Genomic DNA, 23,611 nt, shown 5'->3' on the forward strand with positions numbered 1-23,611 from the left:
CTTTAATGTGCATCCAAAGCACGTCAGATTATGTCAATGTACATGCCAGGTGCAACAGCCGTGGGAATAACATTTGATAACGGTGTAGTGTTTGCAAGTGAGAAAAGAATAGCTTATGGAAACTTTCTTGTAAGCAAAACTACGAAAAAGACGTTCTCGCTAACAGATCAGGTGGGCACGGCAATAGCCGGTCTTGTCGCAGACATGCAAATACTCGTTCTCCAGATAAAGGCACTTGCAAAGATAAGGAAGATGGAACTAAAAAGAGACATCCCGCCAAATTCGATTGCAAAGATGATGTCAAATCTGATGTATGAGAGAAGATTCTTTCCACTGCTGACACAGGTGATAGTAGGTGGTGTGGTTGACAAACCTGCAATTTACACTCTGGATCCACTCGGCTCAGTCCTTCCAGATGAATACGCCGCAGTCGGAACCGGCGCAGAAATGGCACTTGGTGTGCTTGATCAGCAATACAAGCCGGGAATGAAAGAAAAAGAGGCAACAGACCTTGCAATAAAATCAATTCGTGCAGCAACAATGCGAGATTCTTTTAGTGGAGACGGAATAGATGTGCTTGTAATTACAAAAGAAGGCACAAAAGAGTTTACAGAAAAACTCTAAAAATAGAATCCCACGTAGGCATCAAAACAGACGGTATCTAGGCAAGCTGTACGACTTGATTTTGTTGGAAATTTTTAAACGCTAAAACTTCAATTTTTCATTCTTTTATTAGAGTAGTTTGTATGGCTTACCATTTTTATCATAGGTAATCCATTCTCCAGATTTTTCTCCATTTTTAAAACGCCCAGAACGTATCTTCTTTCCATCTTTTCTGAACCATTCCAAATATCTCACAAGAACTCCATTGATTTTATTGCCTTTTGCTAAGATTGAACCATCTTTATGATATTCAACATGTTTGGTTTTTCCCATGATTGGTTCTATCTGTGATTTAGTATAACAATTTTTTATTATTGGATTTATAAGAAAAGCTCTTTGAATCTTTTCCTCACTCACGAAAACCTCTTCGTAATTTACTAGAAAAGCTTGTACCAGATCATACCCAGTCACGAGCAGATCAAAGCTGTGAAGATATTGTAAATATCTGTGTTCAAATCACACCCATCCGCTAGAGGAATTAAAGATCCCAGCTATAATCTAAATCTGTTTAATCCTGACAAGATAAAGAGTTTTACTGGAAAAATACCAGATTCACGTATGTTAGTCTTTTAGCGACTTTTTGATTTCCCAGAATCTGTCTGAGATGTAATGGAGGTTTTCTACAACTACACCCTTGTTCATTGCGGCCATTTCCTGACTTGAGACAAGTGCCCTGCCTACTGCAAGGAATTTTTTTTGCGATTCTTCTACTACGCACACAATACTGCCCTTCTCAAATTCTGTAAAACTTCTAATTCCGGGCCTCATCACATTTGCCCCATCGCACATGAACTTGACTGCGCCCATATCTACTGTTACACTCGGAAACATCTGGAGAATTTTAACATCGCTCAAAAACGGCAGATATGATTGACCCATCTTTATTGCGGTAATGCCCTCACCTACCAGTATCTGTGAGTTCTCGTCAATTTCATAGATTTTCAAGTTTTTTATTTTTGGTAGCTCGACTTTCCACTGCGAGGATATCTCTCTTAACACGTTTGCAGTGTCTGTTTTGGAGATCAGATTTGATTTCAATCCCTTGATATCTCCTTGCGGATATCCAAAAGATCTCTGAGTATTGAGCTTGCAGTCTCTGTGCCACCAGCTCCTCTACCTATTATGGTCTGCGTACCTGAATGCTCTGATGTGAACGATATTGCATTTAGCGTTCCGTTGACGCACAGCGGATCATCAACGGGAACCTCCCTTGGGGCTACAATCAACTCCTTGTTGCAAGATGCGATTAGCTTGACTGCGCATTTTTTCTTTGCTGCCGCCTTGATGTCCTTTGTGGTAACTCCTCGTATTCCAGTTCTTTTGATATCTGGCATGGTTACCTTCATGCCCATTATCCAGTTTGCAAGTATTACCAGCTTTGCAGCAGCATCAAGACCGTCAAGGTCTAGTGATTCGTCTGCCTCAACATACCCTTTTGATTTTGCATCCTTGAGCGCTGCCTCAAAACTCATTCCCCTTGCCATATTTGTTAGGATGTAGTTTGTCGTGCCGTTGAGTATTCCAGCAAAAGATGTTATCTGTTCGCCTCTCAAGCTGTTTTTTGCATAGTCAAGTATCGGGGTGCCGCCTCCCACAGTGCCGCTAAACCTGAAAAGAACCTGGTTGTAAGTTGCAAGCTCCATCAGTGATGGAAATGCAAGTGCAAGAGGTCCTTTGTTGACCGATATGACATGCATCCTGCGCTTCATGGCCGATATTATATGAGACATCCCCGGTTCTGCATCTCGGTAGTTGCTTGCGGTAGTCTCTACAAGAACATCTGCATCTACATTGTTGATTATGTCTAGGCCTACCATGTTCTTTTTTGACTTGTCATACTTTCTTATGGTCCCGAATTTCTTTTTGACTTCAATAAGCCTGTTTACATCAAGCCCTGCCGGATCAGATACTCCGCCTTTGCTGTCAAACGCCCCGACTATTCTTGGCTTTATCCCATACTTTGCATACAGATCATCCATGCGTGATACAAGAAGTTTTGCTAGGCTCTGGGCTACGGTGCCAAATCCGCAAATTATTATTCTCAAACATCACACCTCCTGGTCTGTAATACTGCATGTTTTGTGGTTTCCAATCAAGATGAATTGGCTTGATGCTATCTTATTAATGATGATGGTTTTCACATTATGATTTTTCAAGGTTTAAAGAAACTGAGTTTATGCAAAACCTGCTAAACGTTGGAGCTGGACCGTCCTCAAAGACATGGCCAAGATGAGCATCACATTTTGCACACATGACCTCCGTGCGTAGCATGCCAAAGCTAGAGTCCGTCTCGTACTTGATGCTGTCCTCACTTATGGGCTCAAAGAAGCTAGGCCAGCCCGTGCCAGAATCAAACTTTGCCTCTGAGCCGAACAGCTTGTTGCCGCAACAGGCGCACTTGTATGTGCCGTTTTCCTTGCAATAATTGTATGTTCCGCTAAACGGTGCCTCTGTAGCCTTCCTTCTGCATACATTATACTGTTCTTCTGTGAGGATGTTTTTCCATTCCTCATCTGTCTTTTTTATCTTGTCCACAATGCAGTATGTGCAAAGCAGTATTATAGGATTCTTGCTATTTTGTGGTTTTTCTTTTCTCTTCTATTCTTTTTTCCGACTCGAATCTTTCAAGCTCATATGTGTTCATATCTGCAAATCTGATTATCCTGGACAGGGTCGGATGCCTCTTTTTTATCGCAAGAAACATCTTTTGTGCGACTTGGCGGTAATCTGCGTGCCCCTGCGGTATAGTTCTAAGCTCAATTAGATGGCAGGCCTCTCTGAGGTTGAGCCTGACTAGAAACGGATAATTGTATGCAAAGTTGACCACGTACTGCGCTTCCTGCGGATACTTTGCTCTCATCTTTTCAAATACGTGCTTTGTATTCTGCATGCACTCATTGTATTCCTTACCTAGTCCGATCTGGCTTATCTCATCGGGCATTGCAAATCCGTGATCTGTTGTGAGAAGCTGCCTTTGCATTGTCAGCACTCTATGTCTGTGCAGATCTCTGAACATGCCAAAATTGCCTATTATATCGAACGTATATTCTGTCATCTCAAAGGCGCGTGGTGGCCGATGTCTTCTGTTGGTGCGAAGCTTGGCAATGCCTTCTATTATGTTCGACTTTTCCTTTTTACTCATCTTTTTTACATCTGATAATATGGACCTGTAAGAGACTGTCTGAGGCTCGTACAAAAGCGAAGCGACTATCTTGTTCTGGGCCGAGCTTTCGCCCTCATAGTCGACAAGTCTTACAACCGCGCCTTGGGATCTTGCTGTGGATGCATGTCTTCTTGCCATGTTCTTTGTGTACTTGTTCACAGACCTGAGGTATTCTTGCATGGCTTTTCCGTACTTGTCGTCGGATCTGCGCACAAATGACTTGATTGTGGTATCAAGCTCGTGTTTTATCTTGGCTGCAAGCTCTCTTTCTTCCCTTAGTTCGGAGCTAAAAAGTACTGTCAGTAGGTATTCAAAGGCACGTCCGTTCCCTGTAATGCCGACGTTGGTGATAGTGGAGGCAGGAAGCAGACCACGCAAAATGTCTAGCGCCTTTGCCTTGGTAGTTGCATTGTAGATGAACGTTGCAGACTTGATGTCTTGCGAGTCGCTAAGCTTGGAAAACGGAATCTCCGTTCCAGAACGCATGTCTTTGAATTTGAGATTTTCGATAGGATCTCTTTCTCTTATGTATTTGAGCATGGGCTCTATGCTTTTTGCATATGTGTCAAAATCAAAATTACAGCATTCCAGATACATATCTGCAAATCTTGATTCCATTATGGTTGGCTCCCTGTAGAACTTGTAATTGCCATCAATTTTTTTATCCCACGCGACATAGCGCGATGATTTTTCAAGATATGATAGGCCTATTCTCCTGTCTTCAATTTTTTTTACCGCAATGTTAGAGATTCCCTCAATGGCTATCTGTGCGATGCCCAGCTCGGCTACAGAATCATCGCCGTACTCGATTAGTACTTTGTTATAAAATTCGTCGCCACGGTTTTCATTTGCAAGAAATTCATCAAGAAAAATTCGTCGCATGCTCTTGTCCGTCCTACTGTATCTGGACATGAGAGCGCCGCGATCCACCTGGCGTGGGGTGGTTATGGCAAAGACAGAATCATCCGCATTTGAAAAGTGTTTGAGCAGGATCTCTTTTTCGGACGGTGTGAATTCTGTCAATGAAATCAAGAATTGGAGGATTGTAATTAAACTATTTTCGTTTGATCTGGATTAGATCCGGCGTGGCTGATCTTCCTTTTGCCTGCCATCTTAGGAGCACTTCTTTTAGCGCGTTCGCGTCGCTTTCATTTTCGGTGTATAGGAGCATCGTCATCCAATGGCCATTGCCTGCCTTTCCTCCAACCGAGTTCATCCAAAAGTTGCTTGGAAGATCTCTCAGTGCCGCATTGTTTGGATCTTTGCTAATCTCTATCCACCTTTTTGAGACAAAGTGCAATATCTGGTCCAGACCGCTTTTGTCTATCATGAGTTGATTTTGACCAAGACCGGATTTTAAAATTGCGAAAAATCCTGACTTTGTTAAATTGTTCTTACCAAAACTAGAAAGCTTGTTAACATTTTCCCGGTTATATAAAACGCCAGAGTCCTTGTCAATGAACAAGGACGAGATAGAGATTATCGGCAAGAACGTCAAGGACATGTATGGAACGGCCGTCGGCAAGGTTATCGGAACGATAACTGACATTGACGGAAGCATACAGACCGTGGGAATCGACTGTGGTCTTGAAGGACTAAAGCAGGTCCCATTTGAACAACTGGTTGTTCAAGGCGATGTCGTAATCTATATACCGAAATGGAGGCTCGATGCCCAGAGATTCCTCAGGGAAAAAGGACTGACCATTCGAAGACTCAAAGCTCTAATCGACATCGTATCCGAAAATGACGAAATGCGGGAAGATGCTGAAATCATACATGAGAAGTACAAGTCAAAGCTGCTATCGCTCGAAGAAGCCGAGAAAGACATCTCGACTAGATTGTCGGCAAGACTTGAAGCACTCAATGAACAGCTCAAATCCGTAAAGGTTCTATTGTTTGATGCAAAGGTGCAGTTCAAGAGTAATGAGATCACAGAGTCAAAGTACGATCTTATCAAGACCCATACGGGAGAGATAATGGAGCACATTGACCACGAAAAGGCAGAAATCCTTAACATCCAAAGAAGAATCGCAGACATATCGCTTGATGGCGCCCAAGTACAGGTAAATCAGAGAGAACAGATACAGCATTCAGCAGTATCATATCTGGTAACTGACACGACGGCAGGCCAACAGGTGGAGACTCCATCAGTGCCTTCCTATGTGGACGAAACAAAGACTCCTGAGACTGCAAGCGCATCATCGCAGGGTGCACCGCAGACTGCAGATACGACATCTGCTCCTGAACCGGTAACCGCACAGCCAAGTGCAGCCTCTTCTTCGGCCGTACAAAATAAAGAAGTGGTAGCATGGCGTGGCGCGGTCGCGCAATCTGCTCCTGCTGTGAATAGTGTCAGCACACCTGATGCCGGATCAGACTGGTTCGCCAAAATGGAAGCCCAATAGAGAAGGCCCACATCCTATTTTTATAACATTTACAAATAACTACTCACAAATCATATCGTGCATTCTGAGACTTTCACAATCGGTCTTGGGAACAATAATACTGCTGTTAGAAAAGAGGCATCCGAAGACTATGTTGCTTTCTGGGCACGAGAAGCCCAAAAACTGACCTGGTTCAAAAAATGGAATAAAATACTTCAATGGGATCCGCCGTTTGCAAGGTGGTTTGTGGGAGGTACAATCAACGCCTCGTACAACGCGCTTGACGTTCACCAAAACAGGCAGAAAATTGCCATACTGTGGGAAGGCGAAAACGAGGACAGAAAGGTGATAACGTATGGGCAGCTTCACGACCATGTACAACGGTTCTCCAACGCACTAAAGTCAGCCGGTGTGGGCAAAGGGGACAGGGTTACAATCTATCTTCCTATGGTGCCTGAGCTCATAGTCGCGATGCTATCATGTGCCAGAATAGGCGCAATCCACACAGTAATATTTTCAGGGTTTAGCGCATCTTCAATCAAGGATCGCGTGGTTGACTCTAAATCAAAGGTCATAATAACTGCTGATGGCGGGTACAGAAGAGGCTCTATTGTAAAGCTCAAGGATACCGTAGATAGCGCAATAGACGGACTTAATTTTGTAGAAAAAGTGGTTGTCTTGAAAAGGGCTGGCAACCAAATAACTCTGGGCAACAAGGATATCATGTGGGATGATTTTGTAAAAAATGCTACAGACAAATGCGATGCCGAACAGCTACCAAGCGAGCATCCGCTTTACATTCTGTACACATCTGGTACCACAGGCAAACCAAAAGGAGTGTTACACGATACTGGAGGATATCTGACACATATCAACTCGACATTCAGGTGGGCATTTGATATAAAAGAATCCGACATTTATTTTTGCACTGCAGACATAGGATGGGTTACTGGTCACAGCTATGTCGCATACGGGCCTCTTATCTGCGGCGCAACAATGGTAATGTATGAAGGTGCGCCGGACTATCCCACCCCTGCACGAATGTGGGATATACTGCAAAGATATCGAGTCACAATATTTTACACAACGCCTACTGCGCTTAGAATGTTCATGAAGTTCGGAGATGCAATACCGAATTCGTATGATCTCTCCTCACTTCGGCTTCTTGGTACGGTGGGAGAGCCGATTAATCCTGAAGTCTGGAAGTGGTACTATAAAACAATAGGCAAAAGCAGGTGTCCGATAATTGATACGTGGTGGCAGACTGAGACAGGCGGAATGATGTTATCTCCTCTTCCAGGACTTGAGACAATTCCGCTCAAACCTGGCTCTGCAGCATTTGCAATACCTGGCGTTGACATTGCAGTTGTTGATGAGAATGGTTCTGAAGTTCCGCCTGATACCAAGGGATACTTGATAATCAGAAAGCCGTGGCCAGGAATGCTTCTGAGTCTGTGGGGTGATGATGAAAAATATCGCACCGTTTACTGGTCAAAATACAAAGACTGCTATTATACAGGCGATTATTCAATAAAGGATTCGGACGGCTACTTTTGGCTGCTTGGTCGGGCCGATGACGTACTCAAGGTGGCAGGACACAGAATAGGCACAGCCGAGCTTGAAAGCAGCCTTGTCTCCCACAGGTCGATATCAGAGGCAGCAGTATGTGGTGTTCCAGACGCTGTAAAGGGCGAAGTGATAATTGCATTTGTAGTTCCAAAGGAGGGAGTCAAGGTAACTGACGAGCTTCGTGCCGAGATAATCAAGGCAGTTCGTGATGATATTGGGGCGATTGCAACGCCGCAGCAGCTGTACTTTGTGTCAAAGCTGCCTAAAACTAGAAGCGGCAAGATAATGAGACGTCTTCTCAAGGCAATCGCAAGCAATGAAAAGATTGGCGATGTAAGCACGCTTGAGGACGGGGCCGCGGTAAATGAAGTGCAAGCGGCATTTGATGATCTAAAAAAACAGATGGGATAAGATTATTTTGCACGGGCCTCGATTGCTGCCTTTGCCTTCATGAGGCTTGCTTTTGCATCCTCTTGGGCTTTTGCAATCGCAGCCTTTAGGTCCATCCTTGCCTTCTGGATTGCATTCTTGGAGTTTTCGTTTATCTCGTTTATCGGTATTCCTTTAGCTATGGCTGTCTTTGCATCTGCGTTTGCCTTTTTGACTGCAGCCTGAAAGTCGGCCTGCGCTTTCTGAACTGCCTTTTTATAATTGTCGGAAATGGCCTTTAGGTCGTTTTTTTGTGATTTTTGCGCGAAAGCGTCACCTGTAAGAACTATTGATGCGACAAGTGTCGCAACCGCAACTATTGCAATTAGCTGAATTTTCATTTAAATTGATTCTTGGAAATGTGTTAAAAAATTTTACGCATGATTCTAACTGGAAAATACAATGATTTCAAAGTGAGCATTATCTGTTGTCATGTTCAAAATGCAGAAAAATTGTTTATCTTCACATGTTTTCCTACCTTATACGATTATTTTCAAGTCATCTAAAACGGATTTGGTCAGAGTTAAAAAAGGAGAAAGTTTGGACCTAGATCTAACTATTGACTAGTTAGCGCTCACCTGTTTTATGATTATTTTCAGATATTTCTTTAATTGAACCACTGCTCAAGTGTGTAACTTCGCTTCTGTGTTGCCTTCTGCAGCCTGCTCAAAGACGACTCTATTCTGTCTTTTGAAAAATCCCTCTCGCCTGCAAGATAATTGGTTATCTCTGAATAATTTGGGGTGTTGAATTTTATCTCTGATATCTCAGCTACTTTTGGCTCCAAAAAGATCCTTCTTATCTGATTGTAATCGATTTTCTCAAGCTGGTCTTGAATCTGTGGTATATCTTCAAGCCTGCCATGTTCTTTTATGTATTTTAGTGCAGTCTTGGGGCCGACTCTTTCAAATCCGTCAGGGTTAAAGTCGGTACCAATCAAGATTCCAATGTCTACTAGCTGCTCTTTTGTAACATCAAGCTCTGTGAGCACTTTCTGTGTGTCAATGATCTCAGGTTCTACCTCGATGTAGGTATTACGGTTTGGCAGCTTTCTTTTCCCACTGTTGGTAAAGTTTCTCACCAGTCTTTTTGCACCAAACAGTATAGAGTCATAGTCCTGGCTTGCAGCGGCATATGCCAGATCCGTCTTTGTTAGGTGCGCCGCAGTAGCCTCTCCTTCTGATGGAGCTTGTATGTACGGTATGCCGAAAAGTTCCAACAAATATTTTGCATCATCTACCATTCCATCCTGCATTACGGTCGTCTGTTGTGCATATTTGCGCATATCTTCAAAGTTTCTTTCCGCTACTGCTTTTTCGTATTTGATTGTGGCCTCTTTTTTTATCTGTTTTCTGCGCTCGATTTCTGCAGACTTGAGGGATGGCGGCCTCCCATCAAAAACGTACACTGGCTTTATGCCAAGCGATAAAAAATTGACATTCCTGTAAAAAAGGCCGCTAAGATGACTTGTGGCCCTACCCTTGCTGTCTGATAGAAGCGTGCCATCAGGACCTCTAATTATTGAAAGGAACTGGTATATGGTATTGTATGCGTCCACTGCAATCACTTTTGAAGAGAATGATTCAAGCTTGGTCTTTTCTCTTGATGATAAAAGACCTTTCAAGTCTAGGCCCATTATTTTATGGTGGTTCCTCTTGTTTTTGTATTTAGTGACTGTGCGAAAGCGGATTGATGTGCTATATAGGGGCAGATGAGATACTGATCAAGTGCCAGGTTAGCCAAGCGGTACGGCGACCGCCTCGAGATCACACACAGGGCAGCGGTTGTGCATTCGCACTCAGGGGTTCGAATCCCTTACCTGGCGCTTTCAATAAGGGTTAAAACCCTACATGCCAAATATGGCTAGATTTGAAGCAGACCCTCAAAAACCGCCTAAAGATAGACATTCACAACTATGACCAGAGGATTGCATCAGTCCTAAAACGCATTGAAAACGCCTTGCCTAGTTCTACTGTGGAACTTGTCGCATTTTAGATTCGCCGCAGTGACCAGGTGCATAAAATCCATGGAATTTGGATGCTGATCCAAAAAAAACCGTCAAGACGATTAGGGTCGTCTATATGTCTGATCTCCTCTGAGATCAATAATTCCAAGACGAGGATCGTAAATATTCTTGAAGATGTCTGGCGGACTCACAGCCCGTAATGCCGCAAACAGGCGAATTCTGGCATTTGGAAATGCTTCAGTTAGCCGGTTTGCTGCACCAATAGCTGTGGCTCCTCTTGTCACAACATCATCCACAAGAAGAATTTCACTCGGTTCTGACAAAATGGTTTGAACGCTCATGGTATTGTAATGATCAACGGCTTTTGGCCTGTCTGCAGCATTACTTTTTGATGTCCTAGGTAACGGCGTTGCTCGTTCCAGGCATTCGAATATCTTACCCAAGTTCCTTGCAGACAATGCGCTGGCAAGACGCTTGGGAACCCAGAGGGTTCCAGGCTGCATCAATGTGCTGCGTGGAATAGGCACCAGTATGACATCTGGCTTGAAATAATCATTAAACGGTGACACGGTAGAATTTTTTGCTATCTCATCAGCGATAAGTTCAGATGTTAATTTAGAATCAGAATTGTTGGAAACAAACAAGTCGTTTTTTACTGCATTTCTCCAAGTCTTTGAATCCAGTTCTTTAGGTGAGGTCCCACGTGTGGAATAGGATAGGAGAGAAAAGAACTCTAGTCTGGAAATACGCATGATGGTTACTGAAATACCAGTGGCACTTTAAGAGAGGAAGGCAGAACTTCGAATATCTCTTGAGGATCGGCAAGGGGTATTGCGCCATACTTTAGCATCTTTTCAGGCCATGTCAAGCCAGGCATGTCAAAAATAGACTGCCAGATGTATAGCGGGCGGCCAAGCCTTAGCGCTTCCCATCCCTGATGCAACGAACCGCTGCTATCGCCTGCCTCCACTATTATGGTGGCATCAGATATTAGCGCCATAGTTCGGTTTCTGATTACAAAATCCTTTGGTCTTGTGGCATGTCCCACCTGGAATTGAGATATCGCCAGATGTTCGCTCATTATACGTTGTTGCAATTGGAGGTTTTTTCTTGGATATGCCTTGTCTAGCGGGGTTCCAAGAACAGCCACGGTGCTGCCACCTGACTGTATTGCCGCCTCATGTGCAGCAGTATCAATCCCCTCTGCAAGTCCGCTAACTATCACAACTCGATTTTCGGCAAGAGTTTTTGAGATAAATTTGGCAGTTTCAGTACCCTGTATGGACGCCTTTCTTGAACCTACAATAGACACCCTTTGGCAGGGAAGCGGAATCTGCAGGGGCCCCTCGACATATAGAACTTGTGGAGCATATTTTGTTTCGACATCATTTAGTTGACGTCCAAGCAGATCTGATGTGGAAATGCTTTTCATAACTCCGTCACTTCCATCCCATAATTGATTTATTATTGACTGTTACGATTAAAGTTTGCTTTATCAACTCTATTTGCCAATATGCAAAGCACGTTTCACGGTAGATCATATTTTGGATCGCACATACAAGTTTATCTGTAAATAAGCCACTAATCTATATATGAAAAGACTTGCAAAAACCAAGGTCTGGAATGCAGGCAGCCGCAAAGCAAGGCCGTTCAGGACATTTAACGACGGCTACGGATTGGGCAGCCGATTGACAAAAGATTGGAACTCCAAGCCAAACCCGCCCAAAGTCTACATTGGGGGCTACAGAATTCATCATGGTCTGGTTGGAGCAGCTTTGACGGTGGCAGGCATCTTATCTGAAAAGCCAGCCCTTGTCGGCTTGGGGGCAAGCTTGGCCTTGGATGACATTGCAGACATGCCGGATTGGCTGAACTTTGAGAATGGCAAACCTACACAGCATTATCTACCACAGTGGTCCTCATGTCATAGCGGATTTGCCTGAAACCCAATGACCTGGCATTTAATCAGACTGGAATTCATCTGCAATTTGGTAGGGTGTTACCACTTCCCAGCAAATCCCTTACCTGGCGGTTTTGTTTTATGATGTTTGATGATTCTACCATATGATTAATTAGAGATTTTTTTAAATCATATCTGTTGAACGGAAAATATTTGCTTTTACTTGCCGCGGTTATTGCTTCTATGTATGCTATGCCGCTCGACTCCGTGTATGCACACAAATCCGAAGTGGTGGGAGACTATAAGATGGAGATTGGGTGGGACCGGGAGCCTCCTATCATAGGAATGGAAAACGCGATAACTGTAATGATAACACATGCATCTGATGAGGAAAAAGCATCTTCTGATAAGGATCATTCTATACATGATGACAACTCTGATCATTCTGGACATGAAATGGACGACTCTTCACACAATAAGATGGATCACTCAGAACATATGGGAGGCATTTCTGGTCTTGCAGACAGCCTTGATGTATCAATCACACTAAACGGAAAAAAAACAATACTAGATATGGTTGAAGACGAGCATGTGGCGGGTCTTTATTATGGCAAATTCACTCCGCAGGAAGCCGGGCATCCGACTGTGAGTTTTTTTGCAGAAATCGACGGCGCTCCAATAGAGACAACGCTTCATCCCGAAAAGGTAGAGAACGGGGCTCTGATAAAGGCAATATCATCTGACGGCACAATCAACGTAGATATGATTGCCACTGCACCAACGCAAGACCAGTCAATGTTGATTGCAATTGATTTTGTCGATTCTAATGGCAAAGTAGCGCATGTAAATTATGCATTAACCGCAATGCAATCTGGGGTAAATGTTCTAAGCGAGCCTGAGGCACATACGCATGATGGAACCGCAACACATTCTACAACTGCGCTAAAATCTGACGAGCCTGTTGACGTACAAATAACAATACTTGGAATCGGACTTCCTGATAAGAAATCAGAGTGGACAGGACCGAAAGATGACGTCATACCTATACATGTTACACCAGAGTTTGGACCAATAACTATGATAGTGATGGGGATTGCGCTCTTGAGCTTGGTTGGAATTACAGGAAGAACAAAACTACTTTCTGGCATCCGCACCGTGTTCTGATGCATATTGCATTTGGCAAATTTGTCACCCAAACAGAGAAAAATTAATCACACAATGGCAAATTCAATTTAACCTAACCATTTACTATCTTGTTTTTCATTACTATGTCGACTGATGCCGCAAAGATTCCACCAGAAAATCCAATACCGAGTAAAGATGGTACCGATCAAACAAGTCCATGTGTGGGATGAAGCACAGGCACGCTCGCTTGACAGAGAAGGCATTCGTGAGCTTGCCAGATCAATTAAAAATGAAGGCCTGCAAAACCCTCCGCTGGTTCAAAAGAATGGTAGGGGTCAATTTCTTCTAATGTCTGGTCAACGCCGACTTGCTGCGCTAAAACTGCTAAAGGCAAAGAAAATCCCAGTCCTCGTACTTACAAAAGGCTACGATCTTGAAAATGCCAAGGCTGCATCCGTTATTGAAAATCTTCACCGAAAAAATATGAATCCAAAAGATATGGCAAAATCGTGCAGCTTTCTTGCAGAAAAGATGGGAATTACAGTAGGTGCCAGATCTCTTGGGATAACACGCAAGACTTTTAAAAAATACGTTGGCTTTGCAGCATTACCTGAGAAAATAAAGAATTTGGTTCCGGGCACAATATCTAGCAGCGTTGCAATAAAGCTTCATTCTATAATTCCAAATGTTCCAAAGGCAATTAAAATAGCACAGAGAATATCTGCACTTGACGCTAGAACTCAAAAGGCATACCTCAGGGTTCTTGCAAGATACCCTTCGGCCAACCACAAAAAACTGCTCAGACAAGCAAGGCTTCTTGCAATACGCAAGACAGTCCCTGTGACGCTTCCATCAACATATGCTAAAAAACTTGAAAAAGAGTCTTTATACAGAGAGGAAGAGCCAGAAAAGCTTGCTCAGCAGATAGTCGTTTCGTGGCTTGCCAAACGAAACCATAGGCGATAATCTTACCTTAGCTGCCTAAGACGCCATAAACTGTTTGTTCGTTTCAGATAACATATGTGTCATATTCGGATAGTCCGAATTACCTCATTGGCAAAACACATCAACAGGATTACTAATAACGAAGACGAGGTAAAGAAAAAATACAATCAGAATGTTTCAGCCGAAGATGAATGGTCGCACATAACAGGAGTTGGCAGCAAGATCGAAGCTGCCGATCCCATGAATGTAAGCGATAGAACGATTTTTTTCTCAAACAAGATCAAACCTGTCACAAAACAGGAAATAGTACAAGAAAAAACAGAAGAAATGAAAGATCAGATGAGCAATACAAATCAATACATGAAGTTTGTGAATGTGTTGTTGAAGCAAAAAACCGAAAACATCAAGAAAATATTGGAGCAGGAAAAACGTTTTGCCGAAGAGCTGAATTGCTTTCAGGACACACCAAAAAGCAGGCACGAACTTGAAAAGCTAAATCCAAAATATGTAGGCGAGAAAGATATTCATGCTGTTCTCTCCAATTTGGAAGTCGAATATGGCAAAATCAAGGAAAAATTTGAGTATCAACAATCGCTAATAGAGAAGACAAAAAATCAACTGTTGGCAAAAATGCAGCAAATTGAGGCGGTAAGAGAGGAACTAAAATATGTTGAACAAAAACAAACAGCAAAACAGGTTGACGATCCGTTGCTTACCATAAAGATGGAATTAAAAAAGATGGGAATCAACGATGAATCAGGAAAAATAAGCAAAGCACTGCAGATGCTAGCAAACAAGTCTAACGATAATGCAGACACGCAATCCTAATTTGCGGAATCGGCCATTCCATCGCAGTTTATTTGTGATACTACCAACGCGATGCATCTTATGTAAAATGCATCCTTTGATGGGCTTACCTTTCTCATGAGCATAGTTACGCGTTTTGTGATAATAAAAAAATACACAATAGTTCACATATATCCTGCGGCTATCCGTAATTGAGAATGCGATCAATTTTGACTCTATAGATCAAAGACTGGTTTGCTACTGATAGTGCCATTAAACTAATTTGCGATTTTGCTTATAATTGTCAAATTAAAGAGTTCCAAATCGTCTTAAAAATAACAATATAATTTAACATGTGGATGCTGAAAACATACTGAAAATAGTAGAACACCTCCAAAAGGCCAGGATCGGGGATGTTGGTAGACTATCCTATATAGAAAAGACAATCAAAAGCGGAAAGAATCTCTACAACTCTGACATTCGTTACGTTCTGGCAAAATCAGAACAGCTAAAAACACAGCTATCCGTACCAAAGATTCCGGCTAATGCTCCAAAACAGGCTCCTCCACATCGATGTTATGTTTGTAATGATGAACTTCACCTTCAGGACAGGGTCGTAAGGCACCAAAATGAGTGGATGCATCTTGCATGCTTTGATAGGAAACTAAAAACCATGCCAGAACTACAAGCTGGCAATACTGCGCCAGAACAGCAAGCACAGGAAAAATCGACACTTGTACCAGAGCCATCTCAATCATCGAAATCACCAATTGCACGTCAACAGCACAAACACAGCAAGGAAAAAGCCAAGACGGACCCGGTACTAGTCCTACTGGCAATTGTAATCTTTTCGCTTTTGATATTTACTGCCTATAGCATGTTCAGCACTCTTAGTATAATCGCAATATCGCTTGCCGCAATCCTCGTATTCTTTCAGATAGTATCCAAGACATCACCGCAAGTGCAGTACAAGTACGGACGCAAGGGCGCATCATTATTTTCAATAAGCGTGATGATAATGCCGTTCGGACTTGGAACTATAATTGCATATGACGGGTATTCAAGCGGAGCTATGTCAATAATACAGACGGTCTTTATCTGGGGGCTCACACTCTCGTTCTGGCAAACAATGCTGTTTGTGCCTCTTGCAATAAGGAGTATAGCACGAGAATCATTGTTGCAAGCGCCTACAGAATATCCAAGGATGAGTGTTCTAATACCTGCATACAATGAGGAGAAAGTGATCAGAACAACAATAGAGTCGCTAATAGCGACCGACTATCCTGACAAAGAGATAATTGCAATCGATGACGGCAGCAAAGATCAGACATTTTCGATCATGTCCGAATACAAAGATAAAATCAAAGTAATCCACAAAGAAAACGGTGGCAAGGCATCCGCACTTAACGCAGGGATGCTTTACGCTACGGGCTCTATAATAGTAATACTTGATGCTGACACTATCATAGGATACTCGTCGCTAAAACAGCTTGCAAAGTCATTTTCAAACGAAAATGTCGCAGCCGTTGCAGGAAACATCAAGATAAGAAACCGAGTTAACATCTTGACTTGGTGTCAGGCCCTTGAATACCTCTCTGGCATACAGATCATGAGACGCGGTCTTGACTATTTTGGCGCAATAACAATAGTGCCTGGCGCACTGGGCGCATTCAAAAAAGACAAGCTTGAGGAGGCTGGAGCGTACCACAAGGAAACACTGGTAGAAGATTTTGATGCCACAATGAAAGTGCTCCGCTCCGGCATGATAGTGAGCGGAAGCAATATGGCTACTGCATATACGCAGGGCCCAAATACACTCATAGATTTTTACAAGCAAAGAAAACGATGGTATCGTGGCAATCTGCAGGTGCTAAGGAGACACTCTGACATACTGCTGAACCCCAGATTTGGCTATCTGCAAAAGTTTGCATACCCGTTGATGGCAATACACATGCTACTAATACCGTCGGCAAGCTTGCTCGTGCTGGGCTTTGCAGTATATCAGATCATACTTGGAAACTATCTTTACATAGCGTATACATTGGGCTTGTACATCATACTGCAACATCTTCTTTCTGCCATGGCAGTTAGAATGGACAAGGATGACAAGAGACTCATTCTATACTCTACGCTGATGGTCATAGGCTACAAGCAGTTAACTGACATACTGCAACTAAAAGCGGTAATAGAGGAAGTATTCAAACTAAAAGCAAAGTGGACAAGCGCAAAGAGAGTGCAGCAGTAAATCTACGGCTTTGCTTCCTTGAATCCTACTGCAAGAACGCGACTGTCTTCCTGCGGAGGCAATTTTGTTATCTTGTATGCTGCATCCCTTGCAGACTTGCCATAACCTGTAAAGATGTCTATGTGTTTGTCTCTCCACTCTCCAATGTCTACTGCCCAATACGTTCTGGCATTCCAAGGAGATGGTATGTCAGGTATGCGCAAAAGCGTGCCATGTTCAATCACGCCGTCTGTCATATTGGTACTCCCATGTGTTACTGCTACCATTATGAGTGGCTCGTTCAGTGAGCTTGTAGAAACTGGAAGGCACACACCGGTAAATGTGGCAGCACAGCTCCCATAATGGTAAAATCGAGTTCTCTGCCCATCTGGGCTGATAAAGTCGTTCTGCCAGCTCTGCAGTATCCTGCCGTCACTTGTCATTCCTGAGCCCTGAATTGCAACTTCATTAAGAAACGTCTGTTTGAACTGTTTTAGATAATACGTCGAGTTATTCTCCGAATAATCAAACGACCCTCCTCGCTTCTGGCCGCTGACATACGTCCAAACCATCCTGTCTGCAGGGTAATCCTTCTCGAGCGGTAAAAAGTATCCTGTTATCTTCCAGCCTGCAGAGCCTGGATAGCACTTTCTGTCAATCGGATCACGGATCTGATCCTTGGGGCACGCTTTGACCTCGGAGCATAGCATGTCTCCGCAGATCTTTTTTGCCGTCTTTGATATAGCTGCGTCAGCATCAATTATCGTTGCCAACGCCACAAAGCTTAGCAAGAGAAATATTGTAATGCGTTTCAATCCTACTAATTAGAAATTGACATATAAAAACATGATATCGCATTCACATAAACACTTCCTTTTTGCGTTTATTTTGATTTTATCTGCCTGCATTTTTGCAGTACCACATGAGGCGTTCTCACAAAGTACTGGCACACTGAACGTTTCAATAAAAAGCGAGAACGGGGATAGAGTTGTTCCTCAGGGACTTGTACTCAAAGTGTTCAGAGGACTTGATACACTTCCACTTCGAGAATTATCTCCTCTTAACGAGAATCCTCTGGCAATAAGCTCACTGCCATTAAACCACCGATACAAAGTCGAAGTCTACATGAACAGCATGTATGCAGGCGTCGGATTCATTGACATGAAAAAAGCGCAAGAAGACCTTGAGATCACAATCAAAAACACGGGAGGAATGCGTCTTAACATATTCTACAAAGACGGCCAGACTCCTATTGCCGGCGCCGCTGTCACTATAAAGTCGCATGATGGAATTGCTTGGTCATACTCTAAAACTGATATTAACGGGAATACGCTAAGAGTCTGGCTTCATCCTTCCATTCGAGACGGTGATCACTATTATGCTGAAGTCTCTCTTGCAAAAGACATATTATTCAAAACTGCCCCGATAAAACTTCAACCTAATGTGGCGCAGGAATTCAAGATAACTACTGCATGGCCAGTGCTAGTGGACAAACTGATAACTGTAGAAGTATACAACAGTACGACAAACAAGGTAACAAAGCAAGACGGCTCATTTGTGGCAGAGCTGTATGACAGACAAAAAAACAAAGTGGCACAATCTGAAGTAACTGAGAGGGGGCTTGCATACTTTTCAAAGCTCAAAGTGAACAATTACCAGCTCTACATAAAATCAAAAGATTCTTCTGGAAGCCTCAAGACAGTTACCACAAAACTGATGCCTGTTACAGAGTCCACCAGCATCGTCAAGGTATACATTAACAATCCTGAGCTGAACTCTGATCATCTTAACTGCAATTGCGTGGCATTCAGGCTTGATGATGTGCAGGACTTTTTTCTAGCACCTGCACAAATTGCGGTAATGTCTACGTTTGAGAAAAAACAGGTACCATTGACCATAGGGATAATTGGCAGCCTAATTGGTACTGATCAAAATCTGGTAAACACGATAAAGCTCGGTCTTGCTAACGGCAATCTGGAGCTTGCCAGCCACAGCTGGAACAACAGGGTAATGACGCAGATGCCAAAGCCAGATCAGGAAAAACTAATTGGAGACACCAACCAGAGAATTCGATCCGTTTTTGGCGTTACTCCCACCACATTCATACCTCCAGAAAACGTTTTTGATGAGACTACAATTCAGATACTCAAAGACAACGGTTTTACACACATCAGCTCAGCTGCTACAGTAAAGGAGCCGACCCCATTTACAAAGTCCAAGTTTTACCAGTTTCCAATAGTGCCTTACACTGCAATACTGAACACTGCCACCGGAATATGGGAGCATGTTCCAAATGAGCAAATCCTAAACAAAATTGATGAGAGCATATTTGATTATGGATATGCCGTGGTGATGATGCACCCATACGAGTTTTCACTATACGATAATGGGTATACTAACAAGGTCAACTCTACAAGCGTAGAGCGACTAGGAGCGCTAATTGACACAATAAAATCAAAGAATATCAAAATATTGCCAATAGGCTCAATTCAGGATTATGATGCACCGCAAGCTGTCAAACCAAATGATGACAAACCAGAACAGATACCTAACTGTAACTGCGTGGCATTCCGGCTTGATAACGTGCAAGACTTCTGGCTAAACGACGTACAGAATACAGTTATGAACACGTTTGCTGAGAGCAAAACACCTCTGACACTTACGGTAATAGGCAAATTTATCGGAGATGACCCAAAGACTGTGAATGCAATCAAAGAAAAACTGAACACATCCTCCGTCAGAATTGGTAGCCGGGGATGGGAATACTTGGACCATTCTGCATTTGATGCGGAGAGGCAGGCTGCGAGCGTGTTACAGACAAATAAAAAGATCTCAGACGTCTTTGGGGTCAGGGCAAGCGTTTTTGCACCTCCCTACGATGCGTTCTCGTCTCAAACAATCGAGGCTGCTCGGCAGGCAGGGATAAAGTTCTTCAGTGCAAGTATTGTGGTTGACAAGCCCCCATATCAGGACTCTTCCATCCGACATGTTCCAAGTACGGCTTACTTTGAGAACGTCATAAGCGATGATCCGTTCCTTAGCGGCACAGTGCAACAAAAGGCACTCACCAAAGTGCAGATGGTGGTAAAGCAGCATGGCTTTGCAGTAATAAGCTTGCAGGCATCTGACTTTGCAGTAAAGCATCAAACATTCCAAAATGAGGTTGATCAGAGAAAAATTGATCTGCTAAAGTCCCTCATCTCTGATATGAGGTCAAGCGGAATGTCAATTGTCTTTCTTGAGATGATTCCATCTATGCTAGATGACAGCATGATTTCAGTTCCAAGCTGGATAAAAAACAACGCGGGCTGGTGGTCTGAGGGAAAGATAACTGATTCAGAGTTTACAACTGGATTGGAATTTCTAATAGAGCACAAAGTACTCAAGATTCCTCCAACCCAGGCAGGCACTGGTGGAACGAAAAACATTCCAAGCTGGATAAAAAACAACGCGGGCTGGTGGTCTGAGGGAAAGATAACTGATGCTGATTTTGTAAAAGGAATCCAATATCTGATTGAGAATGGAATAATCAGGGTCTAACTTGGAAAAGAACTATCTGGGCCCACCTTGTCTTTTTCTTTGACGTCTTGATCCCATTTTCCCCTAACTCCCTTTACCAGAAAGAATATTCCTCCACCTATGAGTGCTATGACCAGTGCAAAGAACCAGTTTCTATCCTGCATTGCAACATTGCAATCGACTGGTACCTGTGTTCCATCTTTGTATTCAAAACATTCGCCAAACTGCTGCGATTGTATGGCAAGGTTGTAGTGATGCTGGCCCAAGACTCCGAGCACAATAAATCCAGCAAAAATAAGTCCTATGCCTATCAAAGTAAATCTGGTATCGCTCATCTTACAATCATATTGATGCGTGCTGCTTTTCTAGCTTTTCCTTGAGGTTTTTGAGCGAATCTCTGTAGAACGAGTCCATAAAGGACAGGAACTCTTCAAACTCTTTCCTGTCTGATCCGCGACTTATCAAAAACGAAGTCCATGTTATGGATGATTTTTTCCCTTTTGCTGCAATAGATATGGTAGCATGATATCCCTCAAGAGGCAGGCCGGATGTTGCAATGTATGAGAGATATTTTTCCTCTTGCCAACCCACTATGTATTCTACAACTTGGCTGCCGTCTGCAAAGAATATTTTTCTTGATGCGCCTAGGCCTTTTTTTGTCTTCGATAGAAACACTGTCTTTTTCACATCGCTCACCCATCCTGCAAGGCCTGCAATATTACTTATTTCCTGCCAAATTGCAGGTACAGACACCGCTACGATGACTGACTGCGTTACCGTTCCTGTATAGTGTCCGTCCTTGCTGGCCCCATAAACTAAATGACTCACATCCACATCAAGGCAAAGTTCCTTAAATTTTAAGGCGACAGATATACATTTGTTAAGACTCTAGTCACTCTATGGTGTTTGGATGGGGCAAGAAAAAAGAGGAAACCGAAAAGGCAACACTGGCGCAGGAAATACAAATATCTGAAATTATGCACGCCCTTGAGGAACACAAAAAATCAAGACAGGACATAGCAGCTCAGGAGAGCAAACCTCGCTTTGAGACAATAAAAAAAGAAATACAGTCAATCTTTCGGATAATTAATAATCTCAAAGACGATGATCTGAATCTTGATGATGTGGACAACAGGATCAAAGTAATTGCCGTTAGGGGCAAAGCCGAAATAGTCGAGACCATCACCAAAGAGGCAAAAACCACGATTCCGGATGTCCGAAACTACGAGTCCATGTTAAAGTCTACCGAGGTGTGCTCGCACATACTTAAAAAAATCGGAGATGTACTTGGAAAGAACAGTCGCATAGTTCACATTTTTGCAAAAAAATATGCAAATGATCTAAAAGCGCATCTTGAAACAGTTACTACAAATCACCAAATAATTCTGAAAATGATACAGGAGATAAAAGACTTTGAGTCATCCGAAAACATAATCAAAGAAAAAATAGCGAGTCTGACGTCGCTATCTGAAGACCTACTTACAAAAATATCAGGCCTTGCAAAGCACAAAGAGTCACTAAAACAATACGAAAATCTAATTGCAGGCACTGAGAAAAAACTACAAGAACTCAAATCGTCAAAAGAATACGCACAATTTCTCAGCCTGCAGAGTAACCTGAAACGACTGGATGAGGAAAGAAATCGCACCTACAAGGAAATCGACGATGAGTTTTCCAAGATATCGCGTCCGTTGGGCAAGTATGTGTACGTCACATCGCTTGACAAACAACTAAAGGTGCTGCTAGAGTCACTTATTCAAACCCCCTCCGGAACACTTGAGGCTACAAAAAAAGACGCGATAATCACAATTTTAGAATCGTGCATGAAAGGAGTGATTTCTGGAACTGTATCGGTCAAGGAGAGCGAAAAAACTGTAGGCCAAATAACTCATCTCATATCGATACTTGATCAGCTTATCAGGAGAAAAGAAGAACACGAAAAGAAAATACGCGCTGCAAAAGAGCAGGCAGGATCGTTTGACCAAAATCATTTTGCAGATCTTGAAAAAAGATTATCAGATGCAAAGGAGGATCTGGACAACACTACATCCAAAATACGCAGCCTAGAATCGGAAATCGAGCAGCAAACAAGGCAGAGCGAGCATTTACTTGAAGAACTCTCCGAGATTTTATACAAGACTCTCGGAAGAAAGTACGTGGTGGTAAAGTGAATGGGCAAAATAGAGCGCAAGGTAGTGCTGAAAAAAGATGTCAAGGACAGCATCCTATCTTATTGCAAAATGAAACATCCTTCAGAAGGCATACTGATACTGAGGGGCAAATCAAAGAAGGGGACGATCACAGTAGATGGGCTTGTAATACCTCCATTCTCATACAGCGACCAGACGTTTGCAGGATTTCCGCAATCGTTTCTGCCATTTGATCTCTCATATGTGGGAATAGCTCACTCGCATCCTAGTGGCTCTGCCAGCCCTTCAGTTACTGACATGCACAACTTCTTTGGACTAGTAGCAATCATCGTACAGTCCCCGTACGAGAAGGACGAGGACATCTTTGCGTGGGATAGTGCCGGAAACGCACTACCGATAATTTTTGAATGACAAGCTGGAAAAATGACTACAAAACTTTATAAGGTTTTTTAAGCGATTGACTGTGTTGTACAGCTACAAAAATTACCTGATTGTTCTTTTCGCTTCTCTTGCTGTTAGCATCGGACTCCAAATGATATTGCCGTTTCCATACGGACTTGCAGCTGCACTTGCAATATTCATAGCGCTTCCGCTTTTGATACGCAGACGATACATGAGTCGAATGCGAGGATATGGCGGTGATGGGGGCGGAAGCGGCGGAGGATTCTTTGGATTCAATTCCGAGGGAGGCTCTGGAGTAAAATATGTCTGCCTTACGTGCAACCACCGATTTAAGGGAGCTACATGCCCAAGATGCGGCTCAAAGATGAAACGCGCAGATTTCTAAG

General features: G+C 43.0%; 26 protein-coding genes and 1 tRNA gene. 14 read left to right on the forward strand and 13 right to left on the reverse strand.

Going from position 1 to position 23,611, the window contains the following annotated elements:
* Window positions 1-30 precede the first annotated feature (30 nt).
* On the forward strand, window positions 31-624 hold the full coding sequence (locus NITUZ_RS03155) for an Ntn hydrolase family protein (protein WP_420887306.1): 594 nt from the start codon (window positions 31-33) through the stop codon (window positions 622-624).
* 108 nt (window positions 625-732) lie between these two features.
* Here the strand turns inward: NITUZ_RS03155 and NITUZ_RS03160 are convergent, their stop codons facing one another.
* From NITUZ_RS03160 to NITUZ_RS03185, 6 genes are all read right to left on the reverse strand, one after another.
* Window positions 733-1,020 carry a toxin-antitoxin system YwqK family antitoxin gene (locus tag NITUZ_RS03160; protein WP_244443798.1) on the reverse strand — a complete coding sequence of 96 codons (288 nt, stop codon included), beginning with the start codon at window positions 1,018-1,020 and terminating at the stop codon, window positions 733-735.
* 204 nt (window positions 1,021-1,224) lie between these two features.
* Window positions 1,225-1,701, reverse strand: a complete 477-nt coding sequence (locus NITUZ_RS03165; RefSeq protein ID WP_048195222.1) for a PUA domain-containing protein — start codon at window positions 1,699-1,701, stop codon at window positions 1,225-1,227.
* Entirely contained in the window at window positions 1,698-2,708 is a 1,011-nt protein-coding gene (locus NITUZ_RS03170) for a homoserine dehydrogenase (RefSeq protein WP_048195224.1), read from the reverse strand. Before NITUZ_RS03170 ends, NITUZ_RS03165 begins: the two co-directional genes overlap by 4 nt.
* A gap of 97 nt (window positions 2,709-2,805) precedes the next feature.
* A complete protein-coding gene (gene msrB, locus NITUZ_RS03175) occupies window positions 2,806-3,201 on the reverse strand; it encodes a peptide-methionine (R)-S-oxide reductase MsrB (RefSeq protein WP_048195226.1) in 396 nt (131 codons plus the stop codon).
* A 34-nt stretch (window positions 3,202-3,235) separates the two neighbouring features.
* Window positions 3,236-4,849 (reverse strand): FAD-dependent thymidylate synthase, encoded by a 1,614-nt coding sequence (locus tag NITUZ_RS03180; protein WP_048195228.1) that lies wholly within the window; start codon window positions 4,847-4,849, stop codon window positions 3,236-3,238.
* A 31-nt stretch (window positions 4,850-4,880) separates the two neighbouring features.
* On the reverse strand, window positions 4,881-5,156 hold the full coding sequence (locus NITUZ_RS03185) for a hypothetical protein (protein ID WP_048195230.1): 276 nt from the start codon (window positions 5,154-5,156) through the stop codon (window positions 4,881-4,883).
* Window positions 5,157-5,283: 127 nt separating this feature from the next.
* Here NITUZ_RS03185 and NITUZ_RS03190 point away from each other — a divergent pair, with 127 nt between their 5' ends.
* Entirely contained in the window at window positions 5,284-6,231 is a 948-nt protein-coding gene (locus tag NITUZ_RS03190) for a CdvA-like protein (RefSeq protein ID WP_155991287.1), read from the forward strand.
* A gap of 57 nt (window positions 6,232-6,288) precedes the next feature.
* Entirely contained in the window at window positions 6,289-8,190 is a 1,902-nt protein-coding gene (acs, locus tag NITUZ_RS03195; protein WP_048195232.1) for an acetate--CoA ligase, read from the forward strand.
* A gap of 2 nt (window positions 8,191-8,192) precedes the next feature.
* On the opposite strand, the gene NITUZ_RS03200 is transcribed toward acs, so the two are convergent.
* Window positions 8,193-8,549, reverse strand: a complete 357-nt coding sequence (locus NITUZ_RS03200; RefSeq protein WP_048195235.1) for a hypothetical protein — start codon at window positions 8,547-8,549, stop codon at window positions 8,193-8,195.
* 266 nt (window positions 8,550-8,815) lie between these two features.
* On the reverse strand, window positions 8,816-9,844 hold the full coding sequence (gene fen, locus NITUZ_RS03205) for a flap endonuclease-1 (protein ID WP_048195237.1): 1,029 nt from the start codon (window positions 9,842-9,844) through the stop codon (window positions 8,816-8,818).
* 93 nt (window positions 9,845-9,937) lie between these two features.
* On the opposite strand from fen, the gene NITUZ_RS03210 reads away from it, so the two are divergent.
* Both NITUZ_RS03210 and NITUZ_RS10340 read left to right on the forward strand, forming a co-directional pair.
* Window positions 9,938-10,033: transfer RNA gene (locus NITUZ_RS03210), tRNA-Ser, on the forward strand.
* A gap of 44 nt (window positions 10,034-10,077) precedes the next feature.
* On the forward strand, window positions 10,078-10,203 hold the full coding sequence (locus NITUZ_RS10340; protein ID WP_275040822.1) for a hypothetical protein: 126 nt from the start codon (window positions 10,078-10,080) through the stop codon (window positions 10,201-10,203).
* Between the two features lie 72 nt (window positions 10,204-10,275).
* On the opposite strand, the gene NITUZ_RS03215 is transcribed toward NITUZ_RS10340, so the two are convergent.
* Window positions 10,276-10,926, reverse strand: coding sequence for a phosphoribosyltransferase (locus NITUZ_RS03215; protein WP_155991290.1), 651 nt, complete (start codon window positions 10,924-10,926; stop codon window positions 10,276-10,278).
* A gap of 5 nt (window positions 10,927-10,931) precedes the next feature.
* Window positions 10,932-11,606: a DNA processing protein DprA gene (locus NITUZ_RS03220; RefSeq protein ID WP_048195241.1), complete on the reverse strand. Its 675-nt coding sequence runs from the start codon at window positions 11,604-11,606 to the stop codon at window positions 10,932-10,934.
* A 160-nt stretch (window positions 11,607-11,766) separates the two neighbouring features.
* Here NITUZ_RS03220 and NITUZ_RS03225 point away from each other — a divergent pair, with 160 nt between their 5' ends.
* From NITUZ_RS03225 to NITUZ_RS03245, 5 genes are all read left to right on the forward strand, one after another.
* Window positions 11,767-12,117 carry a hypothetical protein gene (locus tag NITUZ_RS03225; RefSeq protein ID WP_048195243.1) on the forward strand — a complete coding sequence of 117 codons (351 nt, stop codon included), beginning with the start codon at window positions 11,767-11,769 and terminating at the stop codon, window positions 12,115-12,117.
* A gap of 155 nt (window positions 12,118-12,272) precedes the next feature.
* Window positions 12,273-13,238 (forward strand): hypothetical protein, encoded by a 966-nt coding sequence (locus tag NITUZ_RS09640; RefSeq protein ID WP_155991293.1) that lies wholly within the window; start codon window positions 12,273-12,275, stop codon window positions 13,236-13,238.
* Between the two features lie 156 nt (window positions 13,239-13,394).
* Window positions 13,395-14,165 (forward strand): ParB/RepB/Spo0J family partition protein, encoded by a 771-nt coding sequence (locus tag NITUZ_RS03235; protein ID WP_244443799.1) that lies wholly within the window; start codon window positions 13,395-13,397, stop codon window positions 14,163-14,165.
* A gap of 87 nt (window positions 14,166-14,252) precedes the next feature.
* Window positions 14,253-14,972, forward strand: coding sequence for a hypothetical protein (locus tag NITUZ_RS03240; RefSeq protein WP_048195246.1), 720 nt, complete (start codon window positions 14,253-14,255; stop codon window positions 14,970-14,972).
* A 313-nt stretch (window positions 14,973-15,285) separates the two neighbouring features.
* On the forward strand, window positions 15,286-17,175 hold the full coding sequence (locus NITUZ_RS03245; RefSeq protein ID WP_048195248.1) for a glycosyltransferase family 2 protein: 1,890 nt from the start codon (window positions 15,286-15,288) through the stop codon (window positions 17,173-17,175).
* A gap of 2 nt (window positions 17,176-17,177) precedes the next feature.
* Here NITUZ_RS03245 and NITUZ_RS03250 read toward each other — a convergent pair whose 3' ends face one another.
* Window positions 17,178-17,969, reverse strand: coding sequence for a hypothetical protein (locus NITUZ_RS03250; protein WP_048195250.1), 792 nt, complete (start codon window positions 17,967-17,969; stop codon window positions 17,178-17,180).
* Window positions 17,970-18,042: 73 nt separating this feature from the next.
* Between NITUZ_RS03250 and NITUZ_RS03255 the strand changes: the two genes are divergently transcribed.
* Window positions 18,043-20,694: a polysaccharide deacetylase family protein gene (locus NITUZ_RS03255; RefSeq protein ID WP_177309446.1), complete on the forward strand. Its 2,652-nt coding sequence runs from the start codon at window positions 18,043-18,045 to the stop codon at window positions 20,692-20,694.
* On the opposite strand, the gene NITUZ_RS03260 is transcribed toward NITUZ_RS03255, so the two are convergent.
* Window positions 20,691-21,008, reverse strand: coding sequence for a hypothetical protein (locus tag NITUZ_RS03260; RefSeq protein ID WP_048195252.1), 318 nt, complete (start codon window positions 21,006-21,008; stop codon window positions 20,691-20,693). The genes NITUZ_RS03255 and NITUZ_RS03260 overlap by 4 nt on opposite strands.
* A 7-nt stretch (window positions 21,009-21,015) precedes the next feature.
* Window positions 21,016-21,501, reverse strand: a complete 486-nt coding sequence (locus tag NITUZ_RS03265; protein WP_052370085.1) for an SRPBCC family protein — start codon at window positions 21,499-21,501, stop codon at window positions 21,016-21,018.
* Between the two features lie 71 nt (window positions 21,502-21,572).
* On the opposite strand from NITUZ_RS03265, the gene NITUZ_RS03270 reads away from it, so the two are divergent.
* From NITUZ_RS03270 to NITUZ_RS03280, 3 genes are read left to right on the forward strand one after another with little or no spacing between them, the layout of a single operon-like run.
* The gene (locus tag NITUZ_RS03270; RefSeq protein ID WP_048195256.1) at window positions 21,573-22,844 is read left to right on the forward strand and encodes a coiled-coil domain-containing protein; all 1,272 of its coding nucleotides are present in this window, start codon (window positions 21,573-21,575) and stop codon (window positions 22,842-22,844) included.
* On the forward strand, window positions 22,845-23,234 hold the full coding sequence (locus tag NITUZ_RS03275) for a Mov34/MPN/PAD-1 family protein (RefSeq protein WP_048195259.1): 390 nt from the start codon (window positions 22,845-22,847) through the stop codon (window positions 23,232-23,234). It begins immediately after the preceding gene.
* A gap of 55 nt (window positions 23,235-23,289) precedes the next feature.
* Window positions 23,290-23,610, forward strand: coding sequence for a hypothetical protein (locus NITUZ_RS03280; protein ID WP_239654967.1), 321 nt, complete (start codon window positions 23,290-23,292; stop codon window positions 23,608-23,610).
* The last annotated feature ends 1 nt before the right edge of the window (window position 23,611 follow it).

The sequence above is a fragment of the Candidatus Nitrosotenuis uzonensis genome, from assembly GCF_000723185.1.
Taxonomy (GTDB): Archaea; Thermoproteota; Nitrososphaeria; order Nitrososphaerales; family Nitrosopumilaceae; genus Nitrosotenuis; species Nitrosotenuis uzonensis.